The 12,470-nt window shown below is 70.6% G+C and carries 9 protein-coding genes; 3 read left to right on the plus strand and 6 right to left on the minus strand.

Going from position 1 to position 12,470, the window contains the following annotated elements:
- Nucleotides 1-58 precede the first annotated feature (58 nt).
- The 4 genes from ABT137_RS35205 to ABT137_RS35220 are packed head-to-tail and all read right to left on the minus strand — an operon-like array spanning nt 59 to nt 5,447.
- Nucleotides 59-1,333, minus strand: coding sequence for a cation:proton antiporter (locus tag ABT137_RS35205; protein ID WP_351715192.1), 1,275 nt, complete (start codon nt 1,331-1,333; stop codon nt 59-61).
- Nucleotides 1,334-1,345: 12 nt separating this feature from the next.
- Complete coding sequence (locus ABT137_RS35210; protein WP_351715193.1) at nt 1,346-2,731, minus strand: cytochrome P450; 1,386 nt, start codon at nt 2,729-2,731, stop codon at nt 1,346-1,348.
- A complete protein-coding gene (locus ABT137_RS35215; protein ID WP_351715194.1) occupies nt 2,728-3,858 on the minus strand; it encodes an alpha-hydroxy acid oxidase in 1,131 nt (376 codons plus the stop codon). Before ABT137_RS35215 ends, ABT137_RS35210 begins: the two co-directional genes overlap by 4 nt.
- Nucleotides 3,858-5,447, minus strand: coding sequence for an NAD(P)-binding domain-containing protein (locus ABT137_RS35220; RefSeq protein WP_351715195.1), 1,590 nt, complete (start codon nt 5,445-5,447; stop codon nt 3,858-3,860). The genes ABT137_RS35215 and ABT137_RS35220 overlap by 1 nt, the downstream gene beginning before the upstream one ends.
- 215 nt (nt 5,448-5,662) lie before the next feature.
- Between ABT137_RS35220 and ABT137_RS35225 the strand changes: the two genes are divergently transcribed.
- Nucleotides 5,663-6,754 (plus strand): mechanosensitive ion channel family protein, encoded by a 1,092-nt coding sequence (locus tag ABT137_RS35225; RefSeq protein ID WP_351715196.1) that lies wholly within the window; start codon nt 5,663-5,665, stop codon nt 6,752-6,754.
- 15 nt (nt 6,755-6,769) lie between these two features.
- Here ABT137_RS35225 and ABT137_RS35230 read toward each other — a convergent pair whose 3' ends face one another.
- Nucleotides 6,770-8,362: a M1 family metallopeptidase gene (locus ABT137_RS35230; protein WP_351715197.1), complete on the minus strand. Its 1,593-nt coding sequence runs from the start codon at nt 8,360-8,362 to the stop codon at nt 6,770-6,772.
- Between the two features lie 211 nt (nt 8,363-8,573).
- Here ABT137_RS35230 and ABT137_RS35235 point away from each other — a divergent pair, with 211 nt between their 5' ends.
- Entirely contained in the window at nt 8,574-10,790 is a 2,217-nt protein-coding gene (locus ABT137_RS35235) for an NADP-dependent isocitrate dehydrogenase (protein WP_351715198.1), read from the plus strand.
- Nucleotides 10,791-10,911: 121 nt separating this feature from the next.
- Here the strand turns inward: ABT137_RS35235 and ABT137_RS35240 are convergent, their stop codons facing one another.
- A complete protein-coding gene (locus ABT137_RS35240) occupies nt 10,912-11,550 on the minus strand; it encodes a TetR/AcrR family transcriptional regulator (protein ID WP_351715199.1) in 639 nt (212 codons plus the stop codon).
- 199 nt (nt 11,551-11,749) lie between these two features.
- Here ABT137_RS35240 and ABT137_RS35245 point away from each other — a divergent pair, with 199 nt between their 5' ends.
- The gene (locus tag ABT137_RS35245; RefSeq protein ID WP_351715200.1) at nt 11,750-12,400 is read left to right on the plus strand and encodes a nuclear transport factor 2 family protein; all 651 of its coding nucleotides are present in this window, start codon (nt 11,750-11,752) and stop codon (nt 12,398-12,400) included.
- The last annotated feature ends 70 nt before the right edge of the window (nt 12,401-12,470 follow it).

Raw genomic sequence — 12,470 nt, forward strand, 5'->3', positions numbered from 1 at the left:
GCCTGCCGCCGGGCGGTGCGCTGCGTCAACCGAGCAGGGTGTCGGGGCCGGTCGCGTGCTATGTACGGACCACCTCCTGGCCCTGCTCCGTCGTCGGTCCGGTCGGTGTCCCGGCCGCGTCCCGCCGGTCGAGCCAGGAGAGGACGGGGGCGGTCATCACGGTGGTCACCAGGGCCACGAGCACCAGTGCGGAGAACAGGGCGTCGCTGACGATGCCGGCGGCCAGGCCGACGTTCAGGGCGATGAGCTGCATGAGCCCGCGGGCGTTCATGAGCGCGCCGACGCGGACCGCCACTTCCGGCGGTTCGCCCCTGAGCCGGGCCGCCGCCCAGCAGCCGCCGAACTTGCCGAGCACGGCCAGGACCACGGCCGCCGCGCCGAACGCCAGCACGGTGGGGTCGGCGAACACGTCGAAGCGGGTGTTGAGCCCGGAGTAGGTGAAGAACATCGGGACGAAGACCACCTGGGTCACCGACTGGGTGGTCCGCACCAGGCGTTCGGCGGCCTCGCCGCGGGGCATGGCCATGCCGACGCAGAAGGCTCCGAACACCGCGTACAGGTCGATGACATCGGTGAACCAGGCGGCGCCGAACAGCACCGCCACCGTGCCGAGGAGCCGGGTGTCGTCGCGCAGTCCGGGCCGGTTCACGATCAGGGCCAGCAGCGGGCGCCCCAGGAAGTACAGGACCGCCCCGAACAGCAGGGCACCGCCGACGGTGGTCAGCACCTGCCCCGGGGCGCCCGAGGCGGCGCTCAGGACCGCGGCCAGCATGATCCAGGCGACGGCGTCGTCGGTGGCGCCCGAGGCGAGGGAGAGGGTGCCGAAGCGGGAGCCGGCCAGTCCGCGTTCGGTGATGATGCGGGCCAGCATCGGGAAGGCGGTGATGGCGAGGGCCACGCCGACGAAACCCGCCGTGATCCAGACCGGGACGCCGTCGACGAAGATGTCCACGTGTCCGCGGGCCACGAGTGCCAGGCCCACACCGAGGACCAGGGGAATCGTGATCCCGGCCGCGGAGACGGCTGCCGCCGTGCCGGCGAGCCCGCGGCCCGCGTGCGCCCGGAACTCGTATCCGGCGTGGAACATCAGGGCCACCAGGCCGATCTGCCCGGCCACGTAGAGCACCGGTCTGAGCTCGGCGGGGAAGACCGCGTCGGACGCGCCCGGGGCGACCAGCCCGAACAGGGACGGTCCGAGCAGGACGCCGGCGATCATCTCGCCGACCACGGGCGGCTGGCCGAAGCGGCCGGCGATCGCGACGACCAGCCGGCAGGCCAGCAGGATCACGACGACGGCGGCGAAGAAACGGGGAGCGAGCTCCACGGGTGTCATGACGTCGCCCCCTCACCGGCTGCCGACGACGGACGGGGACGAACCGCCGGGCGCGGCGGCGAAGTAGGTGCGGCACAGACCCTGGCGGCGGGCGTCCCACACCATGTAGGTGCCGAGGACCAGTTGGGTGAGGCTGCGCGGGACGTTCGCCCAGTGGTCGGCGAGCCGCATCGCCGCGAGCCGCAGCCGGGGCGATCCGGTGTCCTCGCGCGGGATCAGGAGGCAGGGACCGCGGCTGGGCAGCGAACGGGTGTGCTCGGCGGACGACTCCAGCCGGAACCGCCGCAGCACCTCCTCGGCCGCGACCCGCATGGTCAGCACGGCGAAACCGCGGGCCGGGCAGGGCCGGTTGGCGGCGACCCCGAACGGGATGGAGGCGGTCGGCCGGGTGTCCCTGGACAGCCAGCGGTCGGGGTCGAAGCGTTCGGCCTCGGCCGTGCCCGAGCGCTGGTACTCGGGGTAGTTGAAGAGCAGGACCGAGCCCGGGGGGATGGCGGGACGACCGTCGCGCGGGATCTCACCCGTGGTGATCCGGTGTGCCACGCCGAACAGCGGGAAGTGCTGGAGGGTCTCGTCGACGACGTGGTCGAGGTAGTCGGGCTCGGCGGCCGTCCTCAGGCGTTGCTGCACCTCCGGGTGGGTGGCGAGGGCGAGCAGCAGGTGGGCCGTCGCCTCCGACATCTGCACCACTGCCGTGTTGAAGAAGGTGCCCTGGAGGTAGTACGCCCGTTCCCGCTCGGTGAGCAGCGCGGGCAGCGGCACCGGCGGCGGGTCGTGGGCGAGCCGCTCGCGCAGGTACGCGGTGAGCCGGGCCCGGCGGTCCAGGTGCCGCAGCCGGGTGCACTTCAGGGCGCTGACGACGTCGTCGGCGTTGCCGGTGATCAGGTCCCGGACCTCGCGCGGGCAGGGGCTGCGGAAGACGACCTCGTAGTAGACCTCGGCCCACACGGGCATCATGAGATCGCGCAGCCGCACCCTGAACAGGGGCTTCTCGCCGCCGAGTTCGTCCAGCACCCGCCGGGTGCAGCGGCCGACCAGCTCGGTCCACTCGGCGCGGGACGGTCCGGCGAGGATCTGCCGGGTGGTGCGGGCCACGTCGTCGTAGCGGGGGCCGGGCTCCAGGTGTTCCTGGTGGACCTCCGGGCCGGGCGAGAGCCAGTACCAGAACAGGTCGGACAGGGCGGCGCCCCGGCTGCGGCCGTTGGCGGCCGGGTGGCCGTACACCTGCTTGAACTCCTCGGCGGGCACCTCGCGGCCGGGGGCGGGTATGCCCTCCTCGCCGTTGACCCGGGCGAAGATGCGCACGCGGAGGGCGACCACCGCGCGCGGCAGCCAGTACGGCAGACTCGCCGCGAGGGCGAGGGCGGCCGCGACGGCGGCCCATCCGGCGGCGCTCATGAGACCGCTCCCCCGTAGACCGCTCCGCCGAAGGCCGCTCCGCCGAAGTGCCGTCCCGACCAGGCCGGGCGGACGAGATCCGGGGTGAGTTCGTCGAGGCCCGCCGCTCCGCACAGGGCGAGGGCGTCCTCGATCTCCTCGCGCAGCAGCTCCAGCAGCCGCCGTACGCCCTTCTCCCCGTCGGCGGCCAGCGCCCACATCACGGGGCGGCCGATGCCCACCGCCCGTGCGCCGAGCGCCAGCGCCTTGACCGCGTCGGTACCGCGTCTGATCCCGCCGTCCAGGAGGACGGGGATCCGTCCGGCCACGGCCGCGACGATCTCGGGCAGGACCTCCAACGTGGCCGGGACGGTGTCGAGCTGGCGGCCGCCGTGGTTGGACACCAGGAGGCCTGCCACGCCGTGGCGGACGGCGAGCCGGGCGTCCTCGGGGTGCAGGACGCCCTTGAGGACGATCGGCAGGTCGGTGATCTCGCGGAGCCGGGTGATGTGGTCCCAGGAGAACTCCGGGGACATCTCGATCTGGCGGACGTGCCCGCGTTCGCCGTCGCGGAGGTCGACGAGGTTCTCGCAGCGCAGGCCCGCGGGCAGGTCGTGGAAGCCGTTGCGCCGGTTGCGTTCGCTCGCGCCGAGCACCGGGGAGTCGACGGTGACGACCAGGGCGGTGCAGCCGGCGTCGACGGCCCGGCGGACCAGGGCCTCGGTGATGCCGGGGTCGGGCTGGAGGTAGAGCTGGAACCAGAGCGGTACGGTCTCGCCGGGCGCGGCGGCGCGGGCCGCGTCCGCGACCTCCCCGACGGCGACGGTCGACGCCATGCTCGCGATCATGACGGCCCCGGCGGCGGCCGCGGCCCGGGCGGTGGCCAACTCGCCCTCGGGGTCCACGAGTCGGTGAAAGGCGGTGGGCGACAGCAGCACCGGCGTCCGGGCCCGCCCGCCGAAGAGCGTGACCTCCAGGTCCGGCACCGCGCGGCCGCGCAGCACGCGGGGCAGGAGCCGCAGCCGGGTGTACGCCTCCTCGTTGGCCCGTACGGTGATCTCGTCACGGGCGCCGCCGGCGACGAAGTCGGCGTGGACGGGGTCGAGTCGGTCCCGGGCGGCGGTCTCGAAGTCCTTCGCGCTGAACATCACGGCCGCCTCACCGCCGCGCCGGTCTGCGCTCCGGGCGCCAGTTCACGGGTGAAGAAGCCGGTGAGCGGGGCGTGGTGGACGTCGGGGTCGTCCCAGTGGTTCTCCAGGTTCTCGGCCAGGTGGTGGGTGCCGAGGAGAGCGCCGTCGCGGAAGTGGCGGACCACGGGGTGGAGGTACGACGCGTCGAAGGCGTCGTCGACCGAGTTCTGCGCGGTGCGGCGGACGGTGATGTCGAAGGGGTCGACCTTGTCGTGGTCGGGGCCGTACTCCAGTGTGATGGTGAAGTAGTCCCGGTTCCGGGTGAGTTCGCCGATGTGTGCGTAGTCGACGGGGACCTCTTCGTGGTACCGGGCCGTGCCGTCGTCCGCCGTGACGATCAGGTCGCCGATCACGGCGAACTGCTGCCACAGCGCCGAACTCCGGTTGACGCGCGCCGCCACGGCGTCCGCGAGAGCGGCCGGGTCGGTGGTGAGCGGGCGGTGCGGCCAGGGCCGGTCGTGGTGGCGCTCGTCGAGGATGCGGCTCAACGCCCGTACGGCGTAGCGGAATCCGTGGATGAAGCCGCCGGTGGACTTCTTGAAGTCGCGCTGTTGCATCAGCGTTCCGGCGAAGTAGAGGCCGGGCACGTTGACGGACTCGTAGGCGGGGGTCAGGGCGGCGAAGCGGTCCTTGATGACGAGTTCGGGTCGGCACTCCGCGTCGAACGGCGAGGCGTCGAAGCGGAAGCCCGTGCAGACGATCACCCGGTCGTAGACCAGCTCCTTCACGACCTCGTCGGCGCGGGAGAAGCTGAACCGGACGCGATAACGGCTGCCCTCGCGCTCGATCGCCTCGACGTTGCCGTCCAGCAGGGCGTTCAGTGACTTGAGCTGGTAGGTGTCGAGGAAGTTGTTGTTGACCGCCCGCAGATGGCCGACGAAGTGCGTGTTCCAGGCCAGTTTGATCGAGTGCGGTCCCGCCACGTGGATCACGGCGGCCGTCTCGACAAGGTTGTCAGCAGTCTCCAGCGCGGAGTTGCCCTTGCCGAGGATCAGGACCCGCTGGTCGGTGAAGTCGTCGGGGTCGACGGAGACGTCCGGGTACGGCTCCGCCGTCTCGATGCCGGGGACGTCGGGGATGTAGGGCCGGGACACACCGGTGGCCATGACCAGCCGGCGGGCGCGGTGCTCGGCGCCGTGCTGGTCGGTGACGGTGAACCCGGTGTCGTCGCGGGTGATGCGGACCGCCCGGGTGTCGTAGGCGATGTCCAGTTTGAACGCTTCGGCGAAGTCGGCGAGATAGCGTACGAGGTCGTCGGCGGCCGGGAAGTAGCGCTTGGAATAGCGTTTGAACAACAGGTCGGGATCGTCGGACAGCAGCGAGTTCCAGTCCATCCGGAGGTTGAGCTCGGGGTCCTGGGTGCCGTTGTGGACCTTGTTGATGGAGATCAGCTGCCGGTGCCGGGGGAACGTGCGGAAGAACGTGCCCGGTGTGCTGCCGCTCTCCAGGATGCGGTGGTGGTGCCCCGCGGCCTGGAGGAGCCGACCGAGCTGGAGTCCGGCGGGACCGGCTCCGACGACGAGATAGTCGAGCTGTTCCTGGTGCACAGTGCCTGCCTTCCGATGGGGGGTGGGGGCCGGAGCAGACGTGCGGGTGAGCCAGCGCAGAAGCCAAGTCCCCCAGGAGCCCCCGCGCTAGCCACGTCCCCCACATCGACAGCAAGTTGACAGATTCGGCACAGTCCCGGCGGGCGGGCGCCGGTACGAACCTCCGTGCGGATACGGCAGGATGAGCGGTTGCACGATCGAATGGGAGGTAACCGGTGAACCGAGCGCTCACCGTCGATGACCTGGTCCTGGCCGGAATCGCCCTCGCGGCGGGCCTGTTGCTGGCGTTCCTGTCGCGCGGGATGCTGCGGTGGCTGGCCAGGCACGCGAAGCGGACGCGCTGGAGCGGTGACGACGTCATCGTGGACGCGCTGCGCACGGTGGTCCCGTGGGCGGCGCTCGCGGGCGGCGCGGCGGCCGCGGCGGCGGTCCTGCCGCTGACGAGGACGGTCCAGCACCACACCGACCAGTTCCTCCAGGTACTGCTCATCTTCGCGGTGACGGTGTCGGCGGCACGGGTGGTCGCCGGACTCGTGCAGTCGGTCACCCAGTCCCGCTCCGGGGTCGCCGGATCGGCCACGATCTTCGTGAACATCACCCGGGTGCTGGTGCTGGCGATCGGCTTCCTGGTGATGCTCCAGACGCTGGGCATCTCCATAGCGCCCCTGCTCACCGCCCTGGGCGTGGGCGGTCTGGCGGTCGCGCTCGCCCTCCAGGACACCCTGGCCAACCTCTTCGCGGGCATCCACATCCTCGCCTCCAAGACCGTCCAGCCGGGCGACTACATCCAGCTGAGCAGCGGCGAGGAGGGCTATGTCGTGGACATCAACTGGCGGCAGACGACCGTCCGCCAGCTCTCCAACAACCTGGTGGTCGTCCCCAACGGCCAGCTGGCCAAGAGCAACATGACCAACTACACGCGCCCCGAGCAGCAGTTGACGGTCCTGGTGCAGGTGGGCGTGGGCTACGACAGCGACCTGGACCACGTCGAGCGGGTCACGCACGAGGTCATCGCCGAGACCATGACCGAGATCACCGGCGCGGTCCCGGACCACGAACCCGCCATCCGCTTCCACACGTTCGGCGACTCACGGATCGGCTTCACGGTGATCCTCGGTGTCGGCGAGTTCAGCGACCAGTTCCGGATCAAGCACGAGTTCATCAAGCGTCTGCACCGCCGCTACCGCGAGGAGGGCATCCGCATCCCGGCGCCGGCCCGCACGGTGGCGCTCCAGCAGGGGGCCGTGGTGATCCCGCAGCAGCGCGTCACGGACGAGATGCCCGCGGGTGTGCCGCACACCGACTGACCCCCTGCTCGTTGCTCAGATCGTCGAGAGCGTGGCCGAGTTGTCGTGGTGGTGGCCGCCCCGCAGGCTGTGCGGGACGGCCGGGGTCGGAGTGACCGGGGTGACCGTCCAGTCGGGGTGGCCGGGCATGCGCGGGGTCGTCGTGCCGTAGAGCCAGTCGCGGAGGAAGCCCGCCCGGTCCTGGCCGGTGACCTCCGTGGCGACCGCGATGTAGTCCTCCGTCGAGGCCGAGCGGTGCCGGAAGCGGTCCAGGAAGGTGCGCTCGACCGCGTGGAAGGCGGCCTCGCCGACCAGCTCGCGGAAGGCGTAGAGGACCAGGACGCCGCCGAGGTAGCGCTGGTTGTCGAAGAGGTTGACCTCGTTCGGGGCGGCCACCGGGCCGGAGTCGTGGCGCCACTGGTCGCCGCGCGCGTAGGTGTCCTTCATGCGGGCCTCCATGGTGGTGAGGCCCAGGGAGTCCGGCCAGCCGCGTTCGTAGCGGTAGAGCAGCCCGTAGAAGTCGGCGTGGCCCTCGTTGAGCCAGAGGTCGGCCCAGGTGGCGGGGGAGACCAGGTTGCCGAAGTAGGAGTGGACCAGCTCGTGCATCATGTGCGAGCCGATCTTCGCCTCCTCCTGGAGCAGGAAGTTCGGCTTGTACAGGGTCAGGGTCTGAGTCTCCAGCCCTGTGAAGTCGAAGGCGTTCGGGTCGTCGGAGTTGCAGGGCAGCAGCCCGTACGTCTCGAACGGGAAGGCGGCGCCCAGCCGGTCCTCCAGCCAGGCGACCTGGCCCGCGGTGAGGGCGAGCGCCGGTTCCAGTGCGGCGGCGCGGGCCGTGGGGACGACGTCCCGCAGTGGCAGGCCGTGCGGGCCCGGCCGCTCCTTGACCACGTAGTCGCCGACGGTGATCTGCACGAGTTCGGTGGCGATCGGCGAGCGGGAGCGGTACGAGTACGCCGTACGGTCGCCCGGGAGGTTCTCGGTGCAGGTGAGCAGACCGTTCGCGACGCCCCGCAGGCCGCTCGGGACGGTGAGGCGGAAGGTGAAGTCCGCCTTGTCCGAGGGGTGGTCGTTGCACGGGAAGACGGTGTGCGCGGAGTTGGGCTGCGGGCAGATCGCGAAGCCGTCGGGGGTAGGCACCCAGGCGGTGTGCGGGAGGGTGCGGCGCGGGTCGGCCGTGTAGGTCACGCACACGGTGACGTCGGCCCGCTCGCGCAGCGGCCGGGCGGGGGTGATCCGCAGTTTCTCGTCCGCCCGCTCGAAGGCGGCTTCCCGGCCGTCCACACGTACGGCGGACACGTCCAGGCCGAGCGCGTCCAGGGAGAAGCGGGACAGGCCCTGGGTGGTGCGGATCCGCAGGGTCGCGGTGGCGTCGACCAGACCGGTCGTGGCGTCGTAGGCGAGGTCGAGGTCGTAGGCGTGGACCCGGTAACCGTCGTTGCCGAGGGCCGGGTAGACGGGGTCGCCGAGGGTCTCCGGGCCCGGGGCCGGTGTGCTGCCCCCGGTCCTCGCGTCGCCGCTTTTCTCCCCCGCGGAGAAGGGACGCGCGAGGGCCGGGGCCCCCGCGGCCAGGACGGTCGCCGTGCCGAGCAGGGCGGCCGCCGGGGCCGTGACTCTGGTGCGATATCTCATGGTCCGCTTTCGCTCGGGCGGCCGGTTGGTCGGTCCGGCCGCCGGTCGACGGTGGCTCATTCGTCTTGACCACCCTTTGGACCGATCCGGTTGCCCGTCGTATGACAACCGGACAACCGGATCTTCCGAGTCGCGGACCCCTGTCGAGCGAGGGCCGGTCACGAGATATCTTGATGTCGAGCAATGTTGCAGACGTGGAGCGGAGCACCCGGTGACTGACTCGACCATCATCTACACCTACACAGACGAGGCCCCGGCCCTCGCGACGCACTCGTTCCTGCCGGTGATCCAGGCGTACGCCTCGCAGGCCGGTGTCGCCGTGGACATCCGCGACATCTCGCTGGCCGGGCGCATCATCGCCCACTTCCCGGAGCACCTGAACGAGGACCAGCGCATCCCGGACGCCCTGGCCGAGCTGGGCGACCTGGCCAAGACGCCCGAGGCCAACATCGTCAAGCTGCCGAACATCTCGGCGTCGATCCCGCAGCTGAAGGCCGCCGTCGTCGAGCTCCAGGGCAAGGGCTACGCGCTGCCGGACTACCCGGATGACCCGAAGACCGACGAGGAGCGCGACATCCGCGCCCGCTACGACAAGATCAAGGGTTCCGCCGTGAACCCGGTCCTGCGTGAGGGCAACTCGGACCGCCGTGCCCCCGCCTCGGTCAAGAACTACGCCAAGACCCACCCGCACCGCATGGGCGCCTGGACCTCCGAGTCCAAGACCAACGTGACCACCATGGGTGAGAACGACTTCCGCTCCACCGAGAAGTCCGCGGTGATCTCGGAGGCCGGAAAGCTGAAGATCGAGCTGGTCGCCGAGGACGGCACCACCACGGTCCTCAAGGAGTCCGTACCGGTCCTCGCCGGCGAGGTCGTCGACGCCTCCGTGCTGCACGTCGCGCAGCTCAACGACTTCCTGGCCGCGCAGGTCGCCCGTGCCAAGGAAGAGGGCGTGCTCTTCTCGGTGCACCTCAAGGCCACGATGATGAAGGTCTCCGACCCGATCATCTTCGGTCACGTGGTGCGCGTCTTCTTCCCGAAGACGTTCGCGAAGTACGGCGAGACGCTCAAGTCGGCCGGGCTGTCCCCCAACGACGGTCTGGGCGGCATCCTCAAGGGCCTGGAGAACCTGCCCGAGGGCGCCGAGATCAAGGCCTCCTTCGACGCCGAGATCGCCGAGGGCCCGGCCCTCGCGATGGTCGACTCCGACAAGGGCATCACCAACCTGCACGTGCCCTCCGACGTCATCATCGACGCCTCGATGCCGGCCATGATCCGCACCTCCGGCCACATGTGGGGCCCGGACGGCCAGGAGGCCGACACCCTCGCGGTCATCCCGGACTCCTCCTACGCCGGTGTCTACCAGGCCGTGATCGAGGACTGCCGGGCCAACGGCGCCTTCGACCCGTCCACCATGGGCTCGGTCCCGAACGTGGGCCTGATGGCGCAGAAGGCCGAGGAGTACGGCTCCCACGACAAGACCTTCGAGATCGCCACCGCCGGCACGGTCCGCCTGGTCGACGCGGCCGGCAACGTCGTGATCGAGCAGCCGGTCGCCGCCGGTGACATCTTCCGCGCCTGCCAGACCAAGGACGCGCCGATCAAGGACTGGGTGAAGCTGGCCGTCACCCGCGCCCGCGCCACCGGCGACCCGGCCGTCTTCTGGCTGGACGAGGGCCGCGCCCACGACGCGCAGCTGATCGCCAAGGTCCAGCAGTACCTGCAGGAGCACGACACCGAGGGCCTGGACATCCGGATCCTCTCCCCCGTCGAGGCCACCAAGCTGTCGGTGGAGCGCATCCGCCGCGGCGAGAACACCATCTCCGTCACCGGCAACGTGCTCCGTGACTACCTGACCGACCTGTTCCCGATCCTGGAGCTGGGCACCAGCGCCAAGATGCTGTCGGTCGTCCCGCTGATGGCGGGCGGCGGCCTGTTCGAGACGGGCGCCGGCGGTTCCGCGCCGAAGCACGTCCAGCAGCTGGTCAAGGAGAACTACCTGCGCTGGGACTCCCTCGGCGAGTTCTTCGCCCTGGTGCCGTCCTTCGAGCAGTACGCCGACTTCACCGGCAACGCCCGCGCCAAGGTCCTCGCCGACACCCTCGACCGGGCCACGGCGACCTTCCTCAACGAGGACAAGTCCCCGACCCGTCGCGTCGGCGGCATCGACAACCGCGGCAGCCACTTCTACCTGTCCCTGTACTGGGCGCAGGAGCTGGCCGCCCAGACCGACGACGCCGACCTGGCCAAGGCGTTCGCGCCGTTCGCCGAGTCGCTCGCCGCCAACGAGCAGCAGATCGTCGACGAGCTGCTCGCCGTCCAGGGCTCCCCGGCCGACATCGGCGGCTACTACCAGCCCGAGAAGGCCAAGGCGGACGCGGTCATGCGCCCGTCGGCCACCTGGAACGCGGCCCTCGCGGCCCTCTAGGCCCGCCCGGCCCTCCGGGCCGCCTCGTTACGGTCTCCGCCCCGGCAGGCACGCCGCCCGCCGGGGCGGAGCCGTGTCCGGCCCCGGCACGCTGTCTGGATTCCGGTGGCCTCCGGCCTGGTCAGCGGTCGGTGGGGGCGTCCCCGCGGAACGCCCCGGCCACCACGGGGACCAGCTGCCGCTCGATCCGCTCGGCGGGCATGGCGGCCAGCTCGGCGCCGATGGGTGCCAGGGCGAGCCAGTTCAGCAGGCCGGCCGCACATCGCGTACGGAAGATCAGTTCCTGCTCGTCGATCCCGGGAAGGTTGGCCGTCAGCACCCGGAGTGCCTCCCGGCGACTCCGGTCGAACTTTCCGGTCAGCCGCTCCCACCCCTCGGGCGGATCGATGCCGACGCGCGCCACGGTCCGCATCATGGCCAGCTCCTGTCCACCGGCCGCCAGCGCGCGCATCATCGGCCGGGCGAAGGCCGCCGCCAGGTCCTGGAGCGTCGAGGCGGGGCCGAGCGGACCCAGTGCCAGGATCTGCGCGTCCAGATACTGTTCCAGCGCGTGCTCTATCGCGGAGTTGCACAACGCCTTCAGCGACCCGAAGTGGTAACTCACGGCGGCGACGTTGGCCCCGGCGCGTTCCGTGATCTCGCGGAGTGTCACGCCCTCCTGGCCTCGTTGCGCGAGCAACTCAAGGGCGGCCGTCTGCAGGCCTTCCCGCGTGCGCTGACCGGCCTCGCGGCGCAGGTCCGTCTTTTCCGCCCGTGTCATGGAATGTAATCAAGCATACGCTTGAGTACATTGTCAACACCTACCCCCTCCATGACAACACCCACCCCCTCCACGACCGCGCCGACTGTGCGGTCAATGAAATCAAACAGTCGCTTGACAGCTCCCACGGCCGTTCATAAGGTTAAGCGAGCGTTTGAATTACTAACGGCGCACAAGAGCCGACCTGGAGGAACCCGACATGAAGCTGCTCAGCCGTAAGTCGATCACCGCCGCGACCGCGGTGGCTGTCCTGAGTGGTCTGTCCATCGCCGCAGTGCCGTCACAGGCCGCAAGCCCCGCCCATGGGAGCGCGGCGGCCCACAGCAGTACGGGGGTCCCGGACCTGACTCCCAGCCAGCTGGCGAAGCTGCCGCTCACCAACCGCCACCTCACCCGGCACGAGCGGCAGAACCTCGCGGTCGTCCTGCGCGACTACCAGGTGGCGGAGGGCAACAGCATCGACGTCAAGACGTTCGTCGACAGCTTCACCAAGGACGGCGTCTTCAACGACATGGTCCCCGGCGTGGCCTATCGGGGTAAGGCGCTCGGCGACGTGCTGCCCTACATGGCCAACCTCTTCCCCGACGTCCACCGCGAACTCAAGAAGATCACCGTGAACGGCGACGTGATCAGCATCGAGCTGGCCATCCAGGGCACGTTCGAGGGACCGCTGCAGTCGCCGGCGGGCACCGTCAAGCCGAACGGCGCGAAGATAGACGTGCCGACCGCCGACTTCTGGTACCTGCACGACGGCAAGGTCGAGAAGTTCAACTGCTTCGTCGGGTACTCGACCATGTACCAGCAGATGGGCGTGAACTGGGACTGGGCCTCGGCCGTCGACAAGCACTGAGCGACTCCCCGGCGGGTGGGGGGGGGGGCGCGGGGCCGGGCCCCCCCCCCCCCCCCCCAGACCACAGCCA

Source organism: Streptomyces sp. NPDC001980, from assembly GCF_040296885.1.
GTDB lineage: Bacteria > Actinomycetota > Actinomycetes > Streptomycetales > Streptomycetaceae > Streptomyces.

What these genes read in the sequence shown, in the direction of transcription:
- ABT137_RS35230 (WP_351715197.1), bottom strand. Translation starts at nt 8,362, where the DNA reads ATGAGATATCGCACCAGAGTCACGGCCCCGGCGGCCGCCCTGCTCGGC.
- ABT137_RS35245 (WP_351715200.1), top strand. Translation starts at nt 11,750, where the DNA reads ATGAAGCTGCTCAGCCGTAAGTCGATCACCGCCGCGACCGCGGTGGCT.
- ABT137_RS35210 (WP_351715193.1), bottom strand. Translation starts at nt 2,731, where the DNA reads ATGAGCGCCGCCGGATGGGCCGCCGTCGCGGCCGCCCTCGCCCTCGCG.
- ABT137_RS35215 (WP_351715194.1), bottom strand. Translation starts at nt 3,858, where the DNA reads ATGTTCAGCGCGAAGGACTTCGAGACCGCCGCCCGGGACCGACTCGAC.
- ABT137_RS35205 (WP_351715192.1), bottom strand. Translation starts at nt 1,333, where the DNA reads ATGACACCCGTGGAGCTCGCTCCCCGTTTCTTCGCCGCCGTCGTCGTG.
- ABT137_RS35240 (WP_351715199.1), bottom strand. Translation starts at nt 11,550, where the DNA reads ATGACACGGGCGGAAAAGACGGACCTGCGCCGCGAGGCCGGTCAGCGC.